16 protein-coding genes are annotated in these 22,484 nt (G+C 73.1%); 14 read left to right on the top strand and 2 right to left on the bottom strand.

Annotated elements, in window-relative coordinates:
• Window positions 1-121: 121 nt before the first annotated feature.
• The 3 genes from F6W97_RS31605 to cysC all read left to right on the top strand — a co-directional run bounded on the left by F6W97_RS31605 (window position 122) and on the right by cysC (window position 5,661).
• Complete coding sequence (locus F6W97_RS31605) at window positions 122-895, top strand: SDR family oxidoreductase (RefSeq protein WP_155374200.1); 774 nt, start codon at window positions 122-124, stop codon at window positions 893-895.
• Between the two features lie 234 nt (window positions 896-1,129).
• Window positions 1,130-3,940 (top strand): phosphoenolpyruvate carboxylase, encoded by a 2,811-nt coding sequence (gene ppc / locus F6W97_RS31600; protein WP_407924624.1) that lies wholly within the window; start codon window positions 1,130-1,132, stop codon window positions 3,938-3,940.
• 200 nt (window positions 3,941-4,140) lie between these two features.
• Window positions 4,141-5,661, top strand: coding sequence for an adenylyl-sulfate kinase (cysC, locus tag F6W97_RS31595; protein WP_230687134.1), 1,521 nt, complete (start codon window positions 4,141-4,143; stop codon window positions 5,659-5,661).
• Between the two features lie 44 nt (window positions 5,662-5,705).
• On the opposite strand, the gene F6W97_RS31590 is transcribed toward cysC, so the two are convergent.
• Entirely contained in the window at window positions 5,706-8,183 is a 2,478-nt protein-coding gene (locus F6W97_RS31590; protein WP_155374199.1) for a CBM96 family carbohydrate-binding protein, read from the bottom strand.
• A 299-nt stretch (window positions 8,184-8,482) separates the two neighbouring features.
• On the opposite strand from F6W97_RS31590, the gene F6W97_RS31585 reads away from it, so the two are divergent.
• The 7 genes from F6W97_RS31585 (at window position 8,483) to F6W97_RS31555 (ending at window position 17,286) form a co-directional block, all read left to right on the top strand.
• Window positions 8,483-10,144, top strand: a complete 1,662-nt coding sequence (locus F6W97_RS31585) for a lipopolysaccharide biosynthesis protein (RefSeq protein ID WP_155374198.1) — start codon at window positions 8,483-8,485, stop codon at window positions 10,142-10,144.
• The gene (locus F6W97_RS31580; protein ID WP_196279410.1) at window positions 10,141-11,571 is read left to right on the top strand and encodes an O-antigen ligase family protein; all 1,431 of its coding nucleotides are present in this window, start codon (window positions 10,141-10,143) and stop codon (window positions 11,569-11,571) included. Before F6W97_RS31585 ends, F6W97_RS31580 begins: the two co-directional genes overlap by 4 nt.
• Window positions 11,572-11,607: 36 nt before the next feature.
• Window positions 11,608-12,864, top strand: a complete 1,257-nt coding sequence (locus tag F6W97_RS31575; RefSeq protein WP_155374197.1) for a hypothetical protein — start codon at window positions 11,608-11,610, stop codon at window positions 12,862-12,864.
• 100 nt (window positions 12,865-12,964) lie between these two features.
• Window positions 12,965-13,837, top strand: coding sequence for a sulfotransferase domain-containing protein (locus F6W97_RS31570; RefSeq protein WP_230687133.1), 873 nt, complete (start codon window positions 12,965-12,967; stop codon window positions 13,835-13,837).
• Complete coding sequence (locus tag F6W97_RS31565) at window positions 13,834-15,471, top strand: lipopolysaccharide biosynthesis protein (RefSeq protein WP_155374195.1); 1,638 nt, start codon at window positions 13,834-13,836, stop codon at window positions 15,469-15,471. The genes F6W97_RS31570 and F6W97_RS31565 overlap by 4 nt, the downstream gene beginning before the upstream one ends.
• A 53-nt stretch (window positions 15,472-15,524) precedes the next feature.
• Complete coding sequence (locus F6W97_RS31560) at window positions 15,525-16,277, top strand: class I SAM-dependent methyltransferase (RefSeq protein ID WP_155374194.1); 753 nt, start codon at window positions 15,525-15,527, stop codon at window positions 16,275-16,277.
• Between the two features lies 1 nt (window position 16,278).
• Window positions 16,279-17,286 (top strand): glycoside hydrolase family 26 protein, encoded by a 1,008-nt coding sequence (locus F6W97_RS31555; protein WP_155374193.1) that lies wholly within the window; start codon window positions 16,279-16,281, stop codon window positions 17,284-17,286.
• Window positions 17,287-17,591: 305 nt separating this feature from the next.
• Here F6W97_RS31555 and F6W97_RS31550 read toward each other — a convergent pair whose 3' ends face one another.
• Window positions 17,592-18,398 (bottom strand): WecB/TagA/CpsF family glycosyltransferase, encoded by an 807-nt coding sequence (locus tag F6W97_RS31550; RefSeq protein WP_155374192.1) that lies wholly within the window; start codon window positions 18,396-18,398, stop codon window positions 17,592-17,594.
• 87 nt (window positions 18,399-18,485) lie between these two features.
• On the opposite strand from F6W97_RS31550, the gene F6W97_RS31545 reads away from it, so the two are divergent.
• The 4 genes from F6W97_RS31545 (at window position 18,486) to galT (ending at window position 22,477) form a co-directional block, all read left to right on the top strand.
• Window positions 18,486-19,451: a sulfotransferase domain-containing protein gene (locus F6W97_RS31545; RefSeq protein ID WP_155374191.1), complete on the top strand. Its 966-nt coding sequence runs from the start codon at window positions 18,486-18,488 to the stop codon at window positions 19,449-19,451.
• Window positions 19,448-20,533, top strand: a complete 1,086-nt coding sequence (locus tag F6W97_RS31540) for a glycosyltransferase family A protein (RefSeq protein WP_155374190.1) — start codon at window positions 19,448-19,450, stop codon at window positions 20,531-20,533. The genes F6W97_RS31545 and F6W97_RS31540 overlap by 4 nt, the downstream gene beginning before the upstream one ends.
• 163 nt (window positions 20,534-20,696) lie before the next feature.
• A complete protein-coding gene (locus F6W97_RS31535; protein ID WP_155374189.1) occupies window positions 20,697-21,452 on the top strand; it encodes a DeoR/GlpR family DNA-binding transcription regulator in 756 nt (251 codons plus the stop codon).
• A complete protein-coding gene (galT, locus tag F6W97_RS31530; protein ID WP_155374188.1) occupies window positions 21,449-22,477 on the top strand; it encodes a galactose-1-phosphate uridylyltransferase in 1,029 nt (342 codons plus the stop codon). The genes F6W97_RS31535 and galT overlap by 4 nt, the downstream gene beginning before the upstream one ends.
• Window positions 22,478-22,484 lie beyond the last annotated feature (7 nt).

The following is a 22,484-nucleotide window of genomic DNA, read 5'->3' as shown; positions in this document are numbered from 1 at the left end:
TCCGCCGCCGCGGTGGCCGGCGCGGAATGTAGACGGCAGCTACGTAGATTCGATCTACATAACGCCCTTATGGATTTTTGTCACTTGCACCGGTTTCCGCATTCTCATTATCGTCTGCCCGATGAGTAATGATCTTGCGCACCGGCCGGTCGCACTCGTGACCGGTGTCGGGCGGGCTGCCAACATCGGTGCGGCGGTGGCCCGGCGACTGGTCGCCGACGGCTACCGCGTCATGATCACCGGCCACCCGGCGTACGACGCCGAGCAGGGACTGGCGGGCGGTGACCCGGCCGGCCTCGCCGCCGAACTCGGCGACGACGTGCACTGGCAGCCGTTCGACCTGACCGCGCCCGGCGGGCCGGAGGCGCTGATCGCAGCCGCGGTGGAGCGGTTCGGCGGAGTGGACACGCTGGTCTCCTGCCACACCTATTCGACGTCGACGCCGCTCGGCGAGCTGGCCGCCGCCGAGATCGACCGGCACCTCACCGTCAACGTGCGGGCCAACATGCTGCTGGTGCAGGCGTACGCCGCCGCGCACGACGACGCCCGGCCGGGCCGGATCGTGCTGTTCACCTCCGGCCAGCGGCTCGGCCCGATGACCGGTGAGCTGGCGTACGCGGCGAGCAAGGCCGCGATCGAGTACCTGACCCGCGACTTCTCCGTGCTGCTGGCCGGGCGCGGCATCACCGTCAACGCGGTCAACCCCGGCCCCAACGACACCGGCTGGGCGGACCCCGAGACCCACGCCTGGGTCCGCGACCGCTTCCCCACCAAGCGCTGGGGCACCCCCGTCGACACCGCCAAGCTCGTCAGCTGGCTGTGCTCCCCGGAAGCCGAATGGATCACCGGCCAGATCGTCGACTCCGCCGGCGGCTGGGGCACCCACGTCGCCTGACCCCCGCCCGCCCCGCCCATGATCGCTCGACTTGCCGGGCAACCGGGCGAATGCGCCCGCAAGATACGCACAAGTGCCGGGCAAATCGGGCGATCATGGAGGTGGACGGCGGGCGGGGCGGAGACGATCGCGAATAATGGGATGGCCCGCGTCACACCGCCGCATAGGCCACCAGGGCAGTAGCATCCACCGCAGGACAGCGCCGTCCTTCGTACCAACGGAAGGAACAGCGCGGTGAGCGAGCTGACCTATCACCCCGACGTCGACGGCGCCTCCGGCGACGCGGACGGGGCCGACGCCGCGCTGCGGGCGGACATCCGACGCCTCGGCGGCCTGCTCGGCCAGACCCTGGCCCGCCAGGAGGGCCGCGGACTGCTCGACCTGGTCGAGGAGGTACGCGCGCTGGTGCGCAGCGACGCCGAGACCGCCGCCGTCAAGCTCGGCGGCCTGGACGTGTCCACGGCGACCCTGCTGGCGCGGGCCTTCTCCACCTACTTCCACCTGGCCAACATCACCGAGCAGGTGCACCGGGCCCGCGAGCTGCGCCGCCGCCGCGCCGTGCACGGCGGCTGGCTGGACTCCACGGCCAAGCTGATCGCCGAGCGCAACGTGCCCGCCAGCGAGATCGCGGCGGCCGCCCGGCGGCTGGCGATCCGGCCGGTGTTCACCGCGCACCCCACCGAGGCGGCCCGCCGCTCCATCCTGACCAAGCTGCGCGGCGTCGCCGACCAGCTCGACGGCGAGTTCGCCGCCTCCGCCCTGTACGGCGAGACCGCGCTCAACGACCGCCGCCTGTCGGAGCTGCTGGACCTGCTGTGGCAGACCGACGAGTTGCGCCTGGACCGGCCGGACCCGACCGACGAGGCCCGCAACGCCGTCTACTACCTGCGCGACCTCTACGACGACGCGGCGCCGCAGGTGCTCGACGACCTCGCCGAGACGCTCAAGCGCCTGGGCGTGGACACCGCGCCGACCACCCGCCCGCTGACGTTCGGCACCTGGATCGGCGGCGACCGCGACGGCAACCCGTACGTCACCCCGACGGTCACCCGTGACGTGCTGCTGCTGCAGCACGAGCACGGCATCCGGGCGGTGGAGAACGCGCTGGAACACCTGATCAACGAGGTGTCGGTGTCGCGCCGGCTGCGCGGGGTGTCCCTGGACCTGTCCGCCAGCCTGGCCAAGGACCTGGACGCGCTGGGCGAGGTCAACGAGCGCTTCCGCCGCGTCAACGCCGAGGAGCCGTACCGGCTCAAGGCCCGCTGCATCCGGGCGAAGCTCGCCAACACCCGGGCCCGGCTGGCGCACGGCACCGAGCACGTGCCCGGGCGCGACTACCGCGGCACCCGCGACCTGGTCGCCGACCTGGAGCTGATGCGCGCCTCGCTGGCCCGCAACGCCGGGCAGCTCACCGCGGTGGGCCGGCTCGCCTCGGTGATCCGCACGGTCAGCGCGTTCGGCCTGCACCTGGCGACGATGGACGTGCGCGAGCACGCCGACGCGCACCACGCGGTGCTGGCGCAGCTGTTCACGCAGGTCGGCGAGGTCACCAACTACCCGTCGCTGAGCCGGGCGGAGCGCATCGCGCTGCTGGCCAAGGAGCTGACCGGGCGGCGGCCGCTGTCCAGCGCGGACAGCCCGCTGACCGACTCGGCCCGCAAGACCTACGACGTGTTCGGCACCATCCGCGCCGCGCAGGAGCGCTTCGGCGAAGATGTGGTCGAGTCGTACATCATCTCGATGACGCGCGGGGTGGACGACGTGCTGGCCGCGGCCGTGCTGGCGCGCGAGGCGGGTCTGGTCGACCCGCACGCGCCGCGCGCTTCGATCGGGTTCGTGCCGCTGCTGGAGACGGTGGCGGAGCTGCGGGCCGGTGGCCAGATCCTCGACGAGCTGCTCAGCCTGGCCCCGTACCGGGCGCTGGTGCGGGCCCGGGGCGACGTGCAGGAGGTGATGCTGGGCTACTCCGACTCCAACAAGGAGGCCGGCATCACCACCAGCCAGTGGGCCATCCACAAGGCGCAGCGCTCGCTGCGCGACGTCGCCGCCAAGCACGGCGTGCGCCTGCGGCTGTTCCACGGGCGGGGCGGCACGGTCGGCCGCGGCGGCGGCCCCACCCACGAGGCGATCCTGGCCCAGCCGTACGGCACGCTCGACGGCGCGATCAAGGTCACCGAGCAGGGTGAGGTCATCAGCGACAAGTACACGCTGCCGGCCCTGGCCCGGGAGAACCTGGAGCTGACCGTGGCCGCGGTGCTGCAGGCGACGCTGCTGCACACCACCCCGCGCCAGCCCGACGAGGCGCTGGCCAAGTGGGACAGCTCGATGACGGTCGTCTCCGACGCCGCCTTCGTGAAGTATCGCGAGCTGGTGGAGAACCCGCAGCTGCCGGAGTACTTCTGGGCCGCGACGCCGACCGAGCTGCTGGGCGCGCTGAACATCGGCTCCCGCCCGGCCAAGCGGCCCGACTCCGGCGCCGGCCTGGGCGGCCTGCGCGCCATCCCGTGGGTGTTCGGCTGGACCCAGTCCCGCCAGATCGTGCCGGGCTGGTTCGGCGTCGGCACCGGCCTGCGCGCCGCCCGCGAGGCGGGCCTCGGCGACGACCTTCGGGAGATGTTCGAGCGCTGGCACTTCTTCGGGACGTTCCTGTCCAACGTGGAGATGATGCTGGCCAAGACCGACCTGAGCATCGCCCGCGGCTACGTGCAGACGCTGGTGCCCGAACCGCTGCTGCCCATCTTCGACACGATCGAGGCCGAGTACGAGCGCAGCGTCGCCGAGGTGCTCGCGATCACCGGCGAGTCGGCGCTGCTGGAATCTCAGCCGGTGCTGCACCGCACGCTCGGGGTGCGCGACTCCTACCTGGAGCCGCTGCACCACCTGCAGGTGGCGCTGCTGCGGCAGTACCGCGACGCCGGTATGGCGGGCCGGGCGGGGGTCACCGCGCCGGGCAGCCGCCGCGCGCCCACCACCGACCCGACCCTGGAGCGGGCGCTGCTGACCACCGTCAACGGCATCGCCGCCGGGATGCGAAACACCGGCTGAACGGACCGATTGTTTCGGCGAAGTTGCGCCTACCGGACATATCGGTGGGCGTTGCTTCGCCGAAACCGCGGCACGATCTCATCATGGGTGTGATGCACTCGACCGCGGTGCGCGCTGCTGCCACACTTGTCACCTGTCGGTCATGGGCGACAGCGGAGCGTCGCGATCGCGGTGCCGGCGCTGGGGAGGCGGGAGCAGACGTGAGCGAGCGGAGCGAACGGGTGATCGGCGACGAGGCGCTGCGTGGGGCCCCCACGTGGACCCCCAACCCGACCGAGCTGTCCGACCTCGAGTTGCTGCTGGCCGGGGCATACGCGCCGCTCGGCGGTTTCCTGGGCCGCGACGACCTGCGGTCGGTGGCCGCCACCTCCCGGCTCGTCGACGGACGCCCCTGGCCGCTGCAGGTGAAGCTGGAGGTGCCGGCCGGGATGCTGGACGGCATCGAGGTCGCCGACGCCCCGCCGCTGGTGCTGACCGACGCCGAGGGCGCGCCCGTGGCCCGGCTCGACATCGCCGAGGTGTGGCCGACCCGCGAGGGCTGGTGCGGCGTCGCCGGGCCGGTCACCGCGTACGGCGACGGCGGGCGGGCCCCGTTCGACCGGCTGCGCGTGCCCACCGACCACGTACGCGAGCAGCTCAGCGCGCAGCGGGTGCTCGGCTACTTCGCCGACCGGCCCCTGCACCGGCCGCAGCTCGCCCAGCTCAACCACGCAGCCCGCCAGCTCAACGCCCAGCTCGTCGTGTTCGTGCCGGTCGGCCACCCCGGCCCCGACGGCCTGACGTCGGAGTCGCTGGTGCGCTGCGTGCTGGCCGCCCGGGACCGGATGAACGAGCCCGTGATCGTCGCCATCCCGCTGACCGGTCGCGGCAACGAGGTCACCGACACCCTGATCCGGGCCCGGATCGCCGCCGCGTACGGCGCCACCCACCTGCTCGGCACGGCCACCACCATGTCCGGCGGCGGACCGCGCGTGCTGATCCCGCGCGAGCTCGTCTACGACAGCCGCGACGGCCAGTGGCGCGACCGCGACGAGGTCCCCGAGCGGTTCGAGCGCATCGCGCTCACCGACGAGGAGATCGCCGGGCTGCTCGACGACGGCCTGCCGCTGCCCGAGTGGCACACCCCGCCCGCGGTGGCCCGGGAGCTGTCCAAGGCCCGCCCGCCCCGCCGCCAGCGCGGCGTGGTGCTGTTCTTCACCGGCTTCAGCGGCTCCGGCAAATCCACGGTGGCCCGCGGCGTGGCCGACGCGCTGCTGGAGACCGGCGAGCGCAGCCTGACCGTGCTCGACGGCGATGTGGTGCGCCGCGAGCTGAGCGCCGGGCTCGGCTTCAGCAAGGCCGACCGCGACCTCAACATCCGCCGCATCGGCTGGGTCGCCGCGGAGACGGCCCGCCACGGCGGCATGGCCATCTGCTGCCCGATCGCGCCGTACGCCAGCGCCCGCGCCAACGCCCGCGCCATGGCCACCGCCGCCGGCGCCGACTTCGTGCTGGTGCACGTGGCCACCCCGATCGAGGTGTGCGAGCAGCGCGATCGCAAGGGCCTCTACGCCCGCGCCCGCGCCGGCCAGCTCACCGGGATGACCGGCATCGACGACCCGTACGACGTGCCGACCGACGCCGAGCTGGTGCTGGACACGTCGACCGGGACCGTCGAGGACGCCGTCGACACGGTGCTGGTGTACCTGGGCGAAGAGGGCTGGATCAACCCCCGCAGCTGAACAGCACGACGGCCCGCCATTGCGGCGGGCCGTCGTGTTCGGGCTCAGTAGGCCGGGCCGGTCACGATGTCGAAGGCCGGGTGCCGGCTGAACTGCTGGAACGAGGACAGCCCGGTCGTGGTCATGTCGATCATCGAGCTGCGGCCCTCCTCGGCGCTGGGCGACTCGAAGTAGACCAGCGCCTTCAGCCGCGGGAACAGCTCCAGCTGCAGCCGGGCCGAGTCGAAGAACCGCGCCTGGTGCTGCGGGTTGGACCGGGAGTGCCACACCCCCCACTCGCCCAGCATCAGCGGCTTGTCCGGGAAGGACGTCGCGGCCCAGTTGTAGAAGCCCGGCCAGTCCTTGCGGCTGCCCGACTTGCGGTTCATCATCTCCGCGAAGTCCCCGTAGCCGTAGCCCGGGTCGCTGTAGGCGTAGGTGTCCCAGGCGACCCAGTCCACCACGTCGTCACCGGGGTACAGCTGCTCGAACCAGTCCTTGACGTTCCACGGCACGAAGGCCATGTAGCACATCACCGAGACCAGATTGCTCACCCCGCGCGCCCGCAGCCCGGTGACGACGTGCCGGAAGGCCGCCGCGTAGTCCTGCGCGGTCATCCCGGAGCCCGGCCGCGGAATGACGTCGTTCTCCGGCTCGTGGTTCATCGTGAAGAAGAACTGGTCCTGCAGCGAGCCGCGGATGTGCACGGCCAGCCGGTCCAGGTAGGCCTCGGTGCGCGCGTCGCCCCGGGCCAGGCCCGCCCAGCTGACGCCCTGCGGCTTCCAGTTGAGGAACAGCACCCGCTTGTGCAGCGGGTCCTTGGTCAGCGACAGCTCCTCCGGGGTCGGGAACAGCGAGGTGCCGCGGTGGTACGCGTGGTAGACGACCTGCTGACGGTTGGTGCGCCGCTCGAACTCGTACAGCGCCTGGATGCGGTTCTGCGAGGTGTGCGCGCCCGGCGCGACGCCCCACAGCGCCCCGCAGGTCGGCACCAACGCCTGCCCGATCACGCAGTCCACCGGCTGGTTCGGGTCGACCGATGGGGAGGGTGAGGCCGGCGGCACGGTCGGGTCCGTGGTCGGCGGTGCGCTGGGCTCGGTGCTGGGCGGCGTGCCCGGGTCGACGACCGGTGGCGTGCTCGGCTCCGTGACCGGCGGCAGGCTGGGCTCGGTGACCGGCGGCAGGCTCGGGTCGGTCGCCGGCGGGTCGGTCGGGTCGATCACCGGTGGCAGGCTCGGCTCGGTGACCGGCGGCTCGCTCGGGTCGGTGACGGGCGGGACGCCGGGGCTCGGCTCGGGGCCCGGGTCGGCGCCCGGATCGGGCTGGCCGGGACCTGGGTCAGGACCGGGCGCAGGACCGGGTTCGGTGCCGGGGTCAGGGCTCGGCGGTGTGCCGGGATCGGGAGCCGCGGTCGGCTCCGTGCCGGGATCGGGGCCGACGGTGGGCTCGGTGCCCGGTTCAGATCCGGTGCTCGGCTCGGTGCCGGGGCCGGGTTCCGGGGCCGGGCCGGGTTCCGTGCCCGGGTCGCCGGGCGGGGTGCCCGGGTCGGGGCTCGGCTCGGTGGCCGGGTCCGGGCTGGGCTGCTGGCCGGGCTCGCTGCTCGGGCCCGGTTCGGCGCCGGGACCCGGCTCGGCGCCTGGCTCGGTGCCCGGGTCTGGGCCGGTCGACGGGCCGGGGTCGCCGGGCTGGCCGGGGTCGGTCGGCGCGGCGGTCGGGTCCGGCAGGCTCGGCTCGGGTTCGGGCTCGTAGACCGGGTCGGTGGCGAAGGTGCCGGTCGGCACCGGGCTGGGGTCGGTCACCGGGCCGGTGGTGAACGACGGCGCGGGCGCGGGCGTCGCGCTCGGCTCGAACGTCGTGCCGGGCCACGGGGTCACGGTGGGCTCGGGTGCGGGCGTCCCGGAGGGGCTCGGCGCGGTCGTCGGCTGGTCGATCGGCGGCGGCAGGGTCGGCCCGGCGGGCTCGTTCCACTCGAAGGTGATGGTCGGCGGGCCGGTGTCCGTGCTGTCGCCACCGGCTTCGCCCGCCACGAACTGGGCGACCTGGGTGCTGCTCGGCGCGGTGATCGCGAAGGCGTACCGGCCGGTCCGGCGGACGACCTTGGTGACGTCGAAGGCGACCGCGCGGTCGAACCGGCCCGGGGCGACACTGGCGACCACGCTGCCCAGCCGCGGGGCGGTGGCGGCGGTGAGGGTGCCCTCCCGCCAGCGGGTGTCCGGGACGCTGGTCAGCTCCACGAGTCCGGGCAGCGGGCCGCTGTGCCGGCCGAGCCACAGCCAGGCCTTCTTCGGCTGGCGGCCGGCGGGCAGCTGCACGTCGAATTTGAGGTAGCTGACCGCGGCGCCGCCGCCCACCCCGCCCGCGGTGAGGTAGAGGCGGCTGCCCTGGGTGACCCCGGGTTCGGTGCTCATCGTGTACGAGTCCTCGGACACCGCGACCCGCGTCGGCGGCGCGGACAGCCGTCCCGCCACCAGGCCCAGCAGTACCGCCGAGGCCAGCGTGGACATGGTGACCGTGACCGCGATCCCGAAACGCGTCCTGCTCATCAGGTCGTCCCTTCCCCCGAAAGCGGGCACTCAGATTTATGTCAGATTCTGCGTACCCTTGAGGGCATCATAACCGTTGTGTCTTGTTTGCGAGCTTTTCGCCGAAGAACGCGCTTGTTGACGCTTCCTCACTCATATGCCCTCCCACCTGCACGAACATGCGTTCGCGGCGTATCGGCCGATATGCCTAGTTACGTCGTTACCGCCAGACCGTTGACCTCACCGGACGCAACAACGCCGGAGAAGGGCCACACGCTGTGGACGCGACATACGCCGGGCCACCCCCCTCGTCGTACGACATGAGCGACTACCTGGGTTTGATCGCCCGTCACTGGTGGATCGCGGTGCTGCTGACCCTGGCGGGCACCGCCGGTGGGGCGGCATACAACGAATCGCTGCCGCGCGAATACGTCTCCACGGCGTCGGTGCTGGTGCGCCCGGCCGGGCTGGACGCCAACGTCGCCGGGGGCCGCACCCGTGACGAGATCAACCTGGACACCGAGGCGCAGCTGATGCGCTCGACCGCCGTGGTCGCCGGGGCCGCCAAGGTGCTCCAGCGCGAGGACGTCGACGTGCTCGCCTCCGCGGTCTCGGTCGAGGTGCCGCCCAACACCGCCGTGCTCCAGATCAACTACGCGGCGCCGGAGCCCGCTCAGGCGCAGGCCGGGGCCAAGGCGTTCGCGCAGTCGTACCTGGCCAACCGTGAGGGCAACGCCAAGGCGGAGCTGGAGCGGCAGGCCGCGGCGCTGCGCGACAAGATCAAGGACCTCACCGAGGACCTCACGAAGATCAACGGCAAGCTCTCCGACGCGAGCCCGAAGAGCTCGAACTACGCCACCCTGGACAGCCAGCGCGACACCACGGTGACTCAGATCAACCAGCTCAACAACAAGGTCAACCAGCTGGCCACCGAGACGGTCAGCGCCGGCACCGTCATCCGCGAGGCCCGCGTGCCCAGCCGCCCGGTGAAGCCGACCGCGGCGGTCAACTACGCCGCGGGCGCGGTGCTCGGGCTGCTGGCCGGGCTGGGCGTGGCCGCGCTGCGCGAGCGCCTGGACCGCCGCGTGCGGGCCGGGCGCGACCTGGTGCGCAGCGGCGTGGCCGTGCTCGGCGCGGTGCCCGGCAAGGGCGCGGGCTGCACCGAGATCTTCACCCCGTTCAGCCCCGGCGGGCGGGCCTTCAACCGGCTGCGCAACGAGGTCGTCGCAGCCTTCCGCCCCGGCGAGCAGGTCGTCGTGGTCACCGGTGCCAGCCGCGGCCCGGCGGCCACCCTCGTCGCCGCCAACCTGGCCGCCGCACTGTCGCGCACCGGCGCGGAGGTCGTGCTCATCGGCGCGCAGCTGCCCGACTCGCTGACCGAGGCCGCGCCGCTGGCCCGGCTCGTCGGCGTAGCCCCGACCCCAGGACTGTCCGAGGTGCTGGCCGGGCGGGTCAGCCTGGCCGAGTCGACGCAGCGGGCGGCGCGTACGCCCTCGTTGCACGTCATCACCACCGGCGGCACCGCCACCGCGGCAGGCATGCTGCAGTCGCACGCCCTGCGCGACATCATCACCACGCTGCGCGCCCACGCCGACTACCTGGTGGTCGAGGCCCCCTCCACCTCCGCCAGCGCCGACGCGCAGAGCCTGGCCAGCCTCGCCGACGCGGCGATCCTCGCGGTGGAGACCCGGCGCACCAGCCGCCCCGAGGTCGCCGACGCCGCCGAGCAGCTGCGCCGGGTCGGCACGCCCCTGCTGGGCGGCGTGATGATGCCGCGGCTGCCGCACCGGGCCCGCCGCGGCACGACCGCCGCCGAGACCACGCCCGCCGAACCGGCCGGGCGGCCGCTGCTCAGCGACGACGAGGAGCCGGTCGACGCGGTCGCGAACGGGCACAAGCCGCACGCCGACGAGCAGACCATCATGCTGGCCCCGCTCGACGCCTCGGCCCTGACCGAGCTGGACGAGGCCCACCGGCAATGAGTCTCGCCCTCCGGGCGGGCGTGCCGGACGGCGTCACCACGCCGGTCACCGCGCCCGCCCGCCCCCGCCTGCTGTTCGGGCCCGCCTGGCCGCTGACCTCGCTGCTGGCCCTCTACCCGCTGTGGTGGGCGCTCGGCCTCGGTGTGCTGATCTTCCCGCTGATGGCCGTGCCGATGGCCTGGCAGCTCTACCGGCGGCACCAGCAGGGCCTGCCGGTCCGGCTGCCGCCCGCGTTCTGGATCTGGCTGGCCTTCTGCACGGTCACCGTGGTCGGCTTCGGCGTGCTCGACGTGGACCCCGCGGGCACGATCAGCGCGAGCTTCGCGGAACGGATCACCGCGCCGGTCTACAAGCTGGTCCAGCACCTCGCGCTGACCGTGCTGCTGGTGTACGCCGGCAACCTGTCCGCGCAGGTGCTGCCGCAGCGGCGGCTGGTGAACCTGCTGGCCTGGATGTTCGCGGTCACCGTGGCGGGCGGCCTGCTGGGCACGTTCGCCGGGCACTTCGAGTTCACCTCGCCGGTGGAGCTGCTGCTGCCCGACGGGGTGCGCGGCAAGGGCTTCGTGAAGTCGCTGGTCCACCCGTACGCCGCGCAGATCATGGACCTGGTCGGCGACCCGCTGCCCCGCCCCGCCGCGCCGTGGGGGTACACCAACACCTGGGGCAACAACTTCTGCCTGCTCGTGGTGTGGTTCGTGGCGGCGGTGTTCGCGTACCCGAGCCGCCCGCGCACCCGCGTCCTCGCCATCGGCCTGCTCGCCGTCTCGGTGGTGCCGGTCGTGCACTCGCTGAACCGCGGGCTGTGGATCGGCCTGGGCGCGACGGCGGTCTTCATCGCGGTGCGCCAGGCGCTCGCCGGACGGCTGCGGGCGCTGGTCGCCCTGGGCGTGGTGCTGGCCGGGCTGGCCGTCGCGCTGGCCACCACCCCGCTGGGCGGGGTCATCGAGCGCCGCCTCGACAACGGCAAGTCCAACGGGGTGCGCATGTTCCTCACCGAGCGGGCGGTGTCCGGCGTGGCCGAGTCGCCGGTGCTCGGTTTCGGCTCGACCCGCAGCACCCAGGGCGGGCGGCAGTCGATCGCGGTCGGCGAGTCGGCGGCCTGCGAGCGTTGCGGCAACTTCACCGTCGGCGGCAACGGCCAGCTGTGGCAGCTGCTGTACGCGCACGGCCTGGCCGGCACGCTCACCTACTTCGCCTTCTTCGGGTACGCGCTGTGGCGCTTCCGCCGCGACCGCTCGGCGATCGGGCTGGCGGCCTCGGCCGCGATCGCGGGCTCGTTCATCGCCGCGCTCTGGTACAACTCGCTCGTCACGCCGCTGGCCTTCACGTTCCTCGGATATGTGGTGCTGTGGCGCAACTCCCGCTTCCAGATCGCGTCCAGCTCCGTTGAGCCCGTGGGACATAACGGACACCAGCGGAGGAGCTGACGTGCAAAGCACCGAGCGGGAATACCGGGGTCGGGCGTGACCGCGGTCGAGACGGCCGCGGAGCAGGTCGCCGGCGGCGACGCACAGCTGCGCGGGCAGTACCTGCGCGAGGTGCTGGAGCTGCTCTACCCGGGCTGCTCCACCGCCGCCGAGGGCCGTCGCGTGGTGGAGTACTTGGCGATCCCGGACGCCCGGCGATGCAAGCTGCTGGTGCCCGCCGGCTCACGCCGGGTCGCCGCCGCCGCGGTGCGCCGCTTCTCCGAGCCGCAGGGCCGGCTGGGCCGGCTCAAGCGCGACGCCGTCGCCATGGCGCTGCGCTCCGGCGCCTGGTCCACGCTGGTCCGCGACCGGGTCCGGCTGACCTCCCCGGACGGCGGAACGGACACGGTCGACCGGTTCCTGTCCGAGGCGCTGGGCACAACACTGCAGGTCAGTATCCATATCGGACCGGTGCGGGCCAACCGGAAGCCCGTCCTGCAGCTGCTCGATCAGCGGGGCGGCACCATCGGCTTCGCCAAGTTCGGCGTGGGGCCGCTCACCCGGCGGCTGGTGCGCGCCGAGACCGCGGCCCTGTCCGCGCTGTCCCATGTGCAACTGCCCGAGATCGTGGTGCCGAGCATCCTGCACGCCGGCCAGTGGCGGGGCATGCAGGTGCTGGTGCAGTCCGCGCTGCCGGTGTGGGAGCCGCGGGTGCCGCTGTCCGGCGCCCGGCTGCACCGCGCCATGGCCGAGGTCGCCGGCGCCTGCGGGCTCAGCCAGGGCTGGCTGGCCACCAGCCCGTACTGGGCTGATCTGCGCAACCGGCTCTGCCAGCTCGCCGCCGACACCCCGGAGGGCTCGGGCCGGGCCGCGACCGAGGTGGCGCAGCTGTTCGACGCCGCCCGGGCCCTGGTCGAGCACGCCGCGGAGCTGAACCTGCGCTTCGGCGCATGGCACGGCGACTGGGCCCCGTGGAACATGGCCAACGTCGACAGCGCACTGCTGATCTGGGACTGGGAGCGGTTCACCCCCGGGGTCCCGCTCGGCTTCGACGCCGTGCACTTCGACCTGCAGCGCCAGATCCAGGACGGCGTCGACGCGCAGACCGCGGTCGAGTCCACGGTGCGGCAGGCTCCGGCGCTGCTCGCCCCGTTCGACGTGGCCCCCGGCAGCGCCGAGATCGTGGCGCTGCTGTACCTGGTGGACCTCGCGACGCGATACCTGAGCGACCGCCAGGCCGAGGCCGGGGCCCGCCTCGGTGTCACCGGCACCTGGCTGCTGCCGGTCCTGATCCGCAAGGTCCGGTCCCTCTGATGTATCCCGTTCCGGATCTTGTGCAGTTGATGTCTTCATGGCAGCACGAACTGCACAAGATCCGGAGCCTGCCTCGCGCCGACCCGCCCATGGAGAGCCAGTGAAGACGTCGAACGTGCCCGAGTCGGTCAAGCGGGTGGTCCACCTCGGCTCCCGTTCGGTCGGCTGGATGACCTCGGGCGCGCGCATGCTGCCGTCGTTCCTGATCTGCGGCGGCCAGCGCTGCGGCACCACCTCGCTGTACCGGGCACTGGCCGCGCACCCCGCCGTGCTCAAGGCGGTGCTGCACAAGGGCGTGCACTACTTCGACACCAGCTACCACCGCGGCCGGGCCTGGTACCAGGGGCACTTCCCGCTGCGGCGCACCGCCGCCCGCATCGAGCGGGAGCTGGGCGTGCCGCCGCAGACGTTCGAGTCCAGCCCGTACTACCTCTACCACCCGCACGCGGGCGCGCGCATCGCCCGCGACCTGCCCGCCGTCAAGCTGCTCGTGCTGGTCCGCGACCCGGTCGAGCGGGCCTACTCGCAGCACGCGCACGAGGTCGCGCGCGGTTTCGAGACCGTCGCCGACTTCGCGCAGGCGCTCGAACTGGAACCGGCCCGGCTGCGCGGCCAGCGCGAGCGGCTGCTGGCCGACCAGCACGCCTACTCGTTCTCGCACCAGCACCACGGCTACCGCTCACGCGGCGAGTACGCCGTCTACCTGCGCCGCCTCGCAGACCAGGTGGGCCGCGACCGGATCCTGGTGGTGGAGAGCGAGCGCTTCTTCACCGACCCCCGGCCGACCTACGACGAGGTGCTCGCGTTCCTCGGCCTGCCGCAGCTGAGCTACCCCGAGTTCGAGCAGCACAACGCCCGACCGCGCAGCGCGCCCATGCCGGCCCGGCTGCGCGCCGAGCTGACCGCGCACTACGCGCCGCACGACGCTGAACTCGCCGGCTGGCTGGGGCGTACGCCGAGCTGGCGCGCATGAGCGGGCGCCGCGCAGCGCCGACCGCCGTGGCCCACGGCACCCGGCTCACCGCCGCGCCGCCGCGCCCCGCTCCCCCGCCCGAGCCGACCCTGCCGGGCGGTTCGGCCGATCCGTCCGGGATGGCCCGGGGCGGCGTCGCCAACCTCGCCGGAGCGGCGCTCGCCGCGGTGGCCGGGGTCGGCGTCACCTGGCTGGTCGCGCGCGGGCTGGGCCCGGCCGCCGCCGGTTCCTTCTTCGCCGCCACCTCGGCGTTCGTGCTGGTCGGCGGCGTCGCTCGGCTCGGCACGACGACGGCGCTGGTCTACTGGCCGGCCCGGCTGCGGGCCCAGGGTCGGCCCGAGCTGATCGGGCCGTGCCTGCGCAGCGGGCTGGTCCCGGTCGCGGTGCTCGGCCTGCTGCTGGGCGTCGCGGTATGGCTGTCCGCCGGGCACTTCGTGCCTGAGTACGCCGCCCCGCTCACCATGCTGGCCCTGTTCCTGCCGGTGGCGGCGCTGTCGGAGGCGCTGCTCGCGGCGACCCGCGGCTACCGCATGATGCGCCCGACCGTGCTGCTCGAAAAGATCATGCGTCCGGCCACCCAGCTGCTGTGCGTGGGCTCGCTGGCCGTGCTGGCCCTGTCCGACATCATCTCGCCGCCGTCGACGTGGGCGCTGGCCTGGGTGCTGCCGTACGTGCCGGGGGCCGCGATCGCCGGGTTCCTGGTGTGGCGGCGCTGGCACCACGAGCCGACGCTGACCCGCGGCGACCGGCTGGCCGCCCGGATCGAGGGCCGCACCGTCGGCTCCGCGTTCTGGCGCTACACCGCCCCCCGCGCGCTGGCCAACGCCGCCCAGACCGCCCTGCAGCGGGTCGACGTGCTCATGGTCGCCGGGCTGGCCGGGCTCGCCCCGGCTGCCGCGTACGCCGTCGCGGGCCGGTTCGTCGTGCTCGGACAGCTCGCCAACGGCTCCATCGCGCAGGTGGTGCAGCCCCGGCTGGCCGAGACGCTGTCGGTCGGCGACCGGGAGGGCGCGCTGCGGCTCTACCAGACGGCCACCGCCTGGCTCGTGATGATCAGCTGGCCGCTGCACCTGGTCGTGGCCTGCTACGCCGACCTGTACCTAGGGCTGTTCGGCGCGTCGTACACCGCCGCCGCCCCGGCGGTGCGCGTGCTGGCCGCGGCGATGCTGATCAGCACCGGCTGCGGGATGGTCGACATGGTGCTGTCCATGGCCGGGCGCACCACCTGGAACCTGATGAACGTGCTGCTGGCGCTAATCACCATGGTCGCCATCGACCTGGTCGCGATCCCCCGGCTCGGCGTGGTCGGAGCCGCGATCGGCCTGGCCGCCGCGGTCGCGGTGAACAACCTGCTGCCGCTCGCACAGCTCGCCACGTCGCTGCGGCTGCACCCGTTCGGGTCCGGCACGCGCACCGCGATGGCGCTGGCCGCCGGCAGCTTCGGCGTCCTGCCCTGGCTGGTGCGCCTGGTGGTGCCCAGCCAGCCGCTGGGGGCCGGCGCCGCCCTGGTGCTGGCCGCCGGCGTCTACTTCGGCGGGCTGCGCCGCTTCCAGGACCGGCTGGGACTCCCGGCACTGCTCGCCGCGGCCCGCCCGGGACGCCGTAACAACGCCAAGGCCGCTCCGCAGGGGTAGCGACGCCAAAGCACCGACAGCACCACTCAGAGAAGAAAAGGAACACGAACCGCATGCGCGCCGACTACACCGAGATCTTCCAGGACGAGGCGACGGTTGAGAAGTACGAGCACGTCGTATACGCCCCGGACAGCTATTCCTCGGCGATAAATCGGCGCCAGCGCGCCTACCTGCGCAGACTCGCCAAACGGGCGTTCCCCTACCGGCGGCCGGTGCAGCACGACTTCGCCTGCGGCACCGGCCGCGCCATCCGGATCCTGCACGGCCTGGTCCGCGGAGCCCACGGCTACGACACGTCGGCGGCGATGCTGTCCAAGGCCGAGGAAGTGGGCGCGTACGCCGAACTGCACCACGTCGCCGCCGAGGGGGAGGTGCCCGAACCCGCGCCGACCGAGATCCCGGCCCTGGTCACCATCTTCCGGCTGCTGCTCAACGTCGACAACGACGTACGCGAGCGGGCCATCGCGTTCTCCGCGAAGGTGCTGCCCAATTACGACGCGGGCCTGCTCGTGGTGGAGAACCACGGCAACCGGCACTCGCTGCGCCACCTGCGCCACGCCCGGCACACCGGCTCGCCCTGGTTCGCCGAGCTCGACCACACCGAGGTCGCCGAACTGCTCGACCGGCACGGCTTCACCATCGTCGAGCAGCGCGGCTTCGCCCTGTTCACGCAGGGCTGGTACGGCCGCCGGGGCTTGCGCACCCTGGCCAAGCTCGTCGACGACTTCGTCGCCCGCACCGGCTGGGGCGGCAAGTGGGCCGTGAACGTGCTGTACGTCGCCCGCCGCACCCGGACCGTCGACTGACATGCCGGCAGGCCGGCCCAGTGCCTCAGTCCGCCTGCTGCGGATCCTCGCCGGGGTGGCCGCCGCCGCCACGCTGACCACGTGCGGCTCCCCTCCCCCGGTGGACCGCGGCATCGCGGTGTCCCCGCCGCCCGGCTCCCCCGTCGCGCCCGCCGCGGCGGGCGGGCCGGTCGCCGCCCCCGCCACCGGCGCGCTGCTCGGCGCGTGGGTGCGCCCGGAAAGCCTCACCCAGGCGGGCCGGGTCACCGGCGTCGTGGAGTTCGAGCAGGAGCTGGGCCGGCGGCTCGACGTCGTCAACACGTACCGCCGGCTGCGCGAGGAGTTCGGCACCAGCTCCGACCGGACCTTCCTGGAGTCCGGGGCGACGCTGATGTTCAGCTGGACCGGCGGGCCGAGCGCCGAGGTGGTGCTCGGCGACCACGACGACGAGATCCGCGAGCGCGCCCGCCAGGCCCGTGACCTGGACGTGCCGGTGCTGGTGCGGCTGCGCTGGGAGATGGACCGGCCCAACCTGGCCGCCGAGGTCGGCTCGCCGGACGAGTACGTGGCCGCCTGGCGGCATACCCGCGCGCTGTTCGCGCAGGAGGGCGCGAAGAACGTCTCCTGGGTGTGGTGCCCGACCCAGGAGGGCTTCACCGCCGGCCGCGCCCAGGACTTCTACCCCGGCGACGACCAGGTCGACTGGACCTGCGTCGACGTGTACGCCGGCTCCGAGCTGGTCCCCCTGGGCGAGCTCCTGGAACCGTTCCTGCGCTGGGCCGCCGCCCGCCCCCACCCCATCATGATCGGCGAGTACGGCGTCTCCCGCGCCTGGACCGCCACCCAGCGCGCCTCCTGGCTGCGCGACGCCACCGCCGTCTTCCGCCGCAACACCCAGATCAAAGCCGTCCTCTACTTCGAGTCCAACCCCGACAACCGCACCCCTGCCGGCGAATTCGCCCTCCGCCCCGACCGAGCCCCCCTCACCGCCTTCCGCTCCACCGCCCTCGACCCCCACTTCACCCGCTGACCACGCTTCCCCGCGTTGATCATGAACTTATGGCACGGTTCGACGGCGTGTCGCCGCCCTAACTTCATGATCGATCCCAGGCTCCGGGTGAGCCGGCAGCGGTTCGTGGGGCATGATCGGCGTTTACGGTCAGAAAGTGCGGTCTGACCGCAGGTTCTGACACGAAACAGCGATCTTCGCCTGTGAACCGGTCCGGCCGACGTCAGAAGGGCACCTTCCCATCGCGGAGCGATGGGAAGGTGCCCTTCCTTCGTTCGGGGCGGGCGGCGGGCGGTCGGTCAGCGGCGGGGGGACGGGGGCGGGGGTCAGCGGCGGCGGAGGGCTGCGCCGGCGAGGAGGCGGGCGGCGTAGGGCAGGTCGTGGACGAGGTAGCGGCCGGCGAGGCGGCCGGGTTCCTGGGCCAGGCGGTGGGCCCATTCGAGGCCGCTGCGCTGCATCCAGATGGGGGCGCGGTGGAGCTCTCCGGCGACGAAGCCGATCGCGGCCCCGCAGCCGATGAACCAGGTGAAGGGCAACTCGGCGCGCAGGTCGGAGATGACGCGCTCCTGTTTGGGGAAGCCGAGGCCGACGAAGACGAAGTCGGGTTTGGCCTCGATGACGTCGGTGTACACCTGCGCGCAGCTGTCCGGGTCGAGGTCGAAGCCGAACGGCGGCGCGACCTGGCCGGCGATGCGCAGCCCGGGGCACCCGGCGGCGAGCACGGACGCGGCCTTGACCGCGCCGTCGGTGCCGGTCTCGTCGGGGGGCGTGCCGCCGAGCAGGTAGACGGAGCGTCCGGCGCGGCCCAGGGCGGCGGACAGGCTCCAGATGAGACCGGAGCCGGTCACCCGTTCGGGTAGCGGGGTGCGGGAGAGTTTGCTGGCCCAGACCAGCGGCATGCCGTCGGCGACGACGAGGGTCGCGTCCTCCAGGAAGCCGCGCACCTCCGCGGCGCGCACACCGCGGCCCGAAGCGAGCCGCATGATGTCGACGTTCGGGGTGAGGATGCGGCCCCCGTCGCCGCGCTCCAGGGCGTTGATCACTCTTTCGGCCACGGCCTCCTCGGTGACGGCGTCGAACCAGGTGCCGGCGAGGTGGACCTTTCGGCCATAAACAGTCCCCGTAAAAGCCATGAATTCAGACAATACAGACCAACAACACTGTTCGGTCGTTATACCGCATGAGCGCGTCGCGGACCGGCACGCCGCAGTGGGGGATGTATGACGACCAGGGTTCTTTTCGTCGGTGGGCTCGGCCGCAGCGGCACGACGCTGATCGAACGCGTGCTGGGCGAGCTGCCCGGCGTGTGCGCCCTGGGCGAGATAGTCCACCTGTGGCAGCGCGACCTGCGCGACGACGAGCGCTGCGGCTGCGGCGAGCGGTTCAGCGGCTGCGATTTCTGGCAGCGCGTCGGCATCGCCGCCTTCGGCGGCTGGCACCGGGTGGACGTGCACCGCATCCTGGCCCTGCGCGACCTGGTCGAGCGCACCCGGCACATCCCCCGGCTGGCCGGGTCGAACCGGCTGGCCGCCAAGGACTTCGCGGCGCTGGTCACCGAGTACGCCGACTACTACGCGCGCATCTACGCCGCCGCCGCCGAGACGTCCGGGGCGCAGATCGTGATCGACTCTTCCAAGCACAGCGCGCTGGCGCACTGCCTGCGCTGGTCGGACACCGTGGATCTGCGGGTGCTGCACGTGGTGCGCGACGCCCGCGGGGTGGCGTACTCGTGGACCAAGACCGTCGCCCGCCCGGAGACCGACGGCGCCGAGGAGATGACGCGGTACGCCCCGACCCGCAGCGCGCTGCTGTGGAACGCGCACAACGCCGCCTTCGGGCTGCTGCGCCGCCGCGGCGTCGCCGTGCGCCGGGTGCGCTACGAGGAGTTCCTGGCCCGGCCCCGCAGCAGCGTGCAGCGCATCGCCGCGTTCATGGGGCTGGACCCGTCCGTGATGGACCTCGGCTTCGTCGACGACGACGCCGTCGAGCTGTCCGTCGGCCACAGCGCCGCGGGCAACCCGATGCGGTTCACGGTCGGGCGCATCGAGTTGCGCCGCGACGACGCCTGGCGCCGGCAGCTGCCGCCCCGCCAGCGCGCCCTGGTCGGGGCCGTGTGCGCGCCGCTGCTGCGGGCGTACGGGTACCCGCTGAGCAGTACCGCTGAGATAGTGGGAGCACACCGATGAAGGTCAAGGTCAACACCGGCCGGTTCGACGGCACCCGCGGCGCCCGCCCGGCCGCCACCGGCACGTCGCCCGCTGACGCACGGGCAGACGGCACGCCGGGTGGAAACCGGCAGGCAGGCGGCGGACCAGAAGCCAGGGCCGCCGACGGCGCGTCGGCGGAGCGCCGCGACTGGCCCGCGGTCGGCGTCGTCATCCCGACCCGCAACCGCCCCGAGCTGCTGCGCAAGGCCCTCGACGCGGTACGCGCGCAGGACTACCCCGGCCCGCTGCGGGTCATCGTGGTCTTCGACCAGGCCGAGCCCGACCTGGAGCTGGCCCGCGCCGACCACCGGCCGGTGCTGGTGCTGGCCAACTGGCGGCAGCCGGGCCTGGCCGGGGCCCGCAACACGGGCATCGCGGCGCTGGACACCGAGCTGGTGGCGTTCTGCGACGACGACGACCTCTGGCACCCCGGCAAGCTGCGCCGCCAGGTCGACGCCCTGGTACGCACACCGGACGCCGAGTTCGCGACGTGTGCGATCGAGGTGGAGTTCGAGGGGGCGGCCCACCCCCGGCTGGCGGGCACCGATGCGGTGACCGTCGAGCACCTGGCCCGCTCCCGGATGTCGATGCTGCACTCGTCGGGTTTCCTGGCCCGCCGCGAGACGCTGCTGGAGTCCGGGGTCATCGGCCCGGTCTCCGAGGACGCCCCGGGCAGCCAGAACGAGGACTGGGACCTGCTGCTGCGGGCCGCCCGGCGGCACCCGATCGTGCACGTCGACGAACCGCTGGTGCGGGTGCTCTGGGGCCGCAGCAGCTTCTACGCGTACGAGTACTCCACCAAGATCTCGTCGCTGCGCTGGATGATGGCCCGCCACCCGGAGATCTCCGGCTGCCGCCCCGGCGCGGCCCGGGTCTACGGCCAGCTCGCCTGCTGGTCGGCGGCGGCCGGGGACAAGCGGCAGGCCTGGCGCTGGACCCGCGAGACGGTCCGCAACAACTGGCGCGAGCCGCGGGCCGCGATCGCGCTGGCCGCCCTCACCGGCGCGGTCAAGGTCGAGACGGTGCTGACCGCGCTGCACCGGCGCGGGCACGGCATCTGACCACGCCGTACCGGCGCCGCAGCTGCACGCGTTCCCACATCACACCTGCACCGATCACCACGTTCCGCCATTGCCCGTGCGCGTCCGCGTACGATACGGTGTTGAACCTTGTTGGATTTCGGTGACTTAGCCTCCCCCCGGGGGCCGCAGGTGAGGAGACGGGATGCTCGCCCCGCAACGCCAGCAGGCGATCCTCGCCCAGGTGCGCCTCTCCGGCGGGGTGCGCGTGGCCGACCTCGTCGCCGAGCTCGGCGTCTCCGACATGACCATCCGCCGCGACCTGGAGGTGCTCGCCGAGCGCGGCCTCGTGGTCAAGGTGCACGGTGGGGCCACCGCGCCCCCGTCCGGCGTCGCCGACGAACCCGGCTTCGCCGCGAAAGCCGAGCGCCAGCGTACGGAGAAGGCCAAGCTCGCCGAGGCCGCCGCCGCCCACGTGGCCCCCGGCAGCGCCATCGCGCTGTCGGCGGGCACCACCACGGTGCGGCTGGCCCAGCGCCTGGTCGAGATCCCCGGGCTGACCGTGGTGACCAACTCCATCCCGGTCGCCGACGTCTTCTACCGCGCGGGCCGCCCCGACCAGACCGTCGTGCTCACCGGCGGCACCCGCACCCCCTCCGACGCCCTGGTCGGCCCGATCGCCGTCGCCTCGCTGCGCGACCTGCACGTCGACCAGCTCTTCCTCGGTGTGCACGGGCTCAGCGTCGAGGCCGGGCTGACCACGCCGAACCTGCTCGAAGCCGAGACCAACCGGGCCCTGATCGCGGCCACCCGCCGCCTGGTCGTGCTCGCCGACCACACCAAGTGGGAGACGCTCGGCATCGCCTCGATCGTCCCGCTCAGCGCCGTCGACCTGCTGATAACCGACACCGAGCCGCCCGTGGACGTCAGCGAGTACACCGTTGTGGAGATGACCGGATGAAGCGCACCAGCACCACGATGGCCGACGGCCGCGAACTGATCTACTTCGACGAGCACGACGACGCCGTACGCGCCATGGTCGACAGCCGTGAGCTGCCCCCGCCGCCCGCGCCGGCCGAGCTGCGTTTCGACCCGCTGACCGAGGACTGGGTCGCCGTCGCCGCGCACCGGCAGGCCCGCACCTTCCTGCCGCCCACCGAGGAGTGCCCGCTCTGCCCGACGAAGGGCGCGTTCCTGACCGAGGTGCCCGCCGACGACTACGACGTGGTCGTGTTCGAGAACCGGTTCCCCTCGTTCTCCGGCGACGCCGGGCGCTGCGAGGTGGTCGTCTTCTCGCCGCTGCACGACTCGTCGTTCAAGGACCTGCCCGTGCCGCGGGTGCGCACGGTGCTGGGCGCGATGGCCGACCGCACCGCCGAGCTGTCCGCCCAGCCGGGCGTCGAGCAGGTGTTCTGCTTCGAGAACCGGGGCGTCGAGATCGGCGTGACGCTGCACCACCCGCACGGCCAGATCTACGCGTACCCGTACGTCACCCCGGTCACCCGCCGCTACCTGGAGGCGGCCCGCCGGTTCCAGGACGCCCACGGCGGCAACCTCTACGCCGACCTGCTGGCCCGCGAACGCGCGGACGGCTCGCGCATCGTCGCGTCGAACGAGCTGTGGACGGCGTTCGTGCCGTACGCGGCCCGCTGGCCGTACGAGATCCACCTCGCCCCGCACCGGCAGGTCCCCGACCTGGCCGCGCTCACCGAGGCGGAGCTGGACGCCTGCGCGCCGCTCTGGTCGGAGATCACGCGACGGCTCGACGGCCTGTTCGGCGTGGCCATGCCGTACATCGCCGGCTGGCACCAGGCCCCCGTGCACACCGACCGCGACCTCGGCTACCTGCACCTGCGCCTGATCAGCTCCCGGCGCGCGCCGGGCAAGCTGAAGTACCTGGCCGGGTCGGAGTCGGCGATGGGCGCGTGGGTCAACGACATCGCGCCGGAGCAGGCCGCTGCTGCGCTGAGGGCGGTTTCCCTCTAAGTTCGTA

The organism is Catellatospora vulcania, from assembly GCF_009720385.1.
Taxonomy (GTDB): Bacteria; Actinomycetota; Actinomycetes; order Mycobacteriales; family Micromonosporaceae; genus Catellatospora; species Catellatospora vulcania.
The sequence above is the reverse complement of the archived record's forward strand: the minus strand, read 5'-3'. Positions and strand labels throughout refer to the sequence as shown.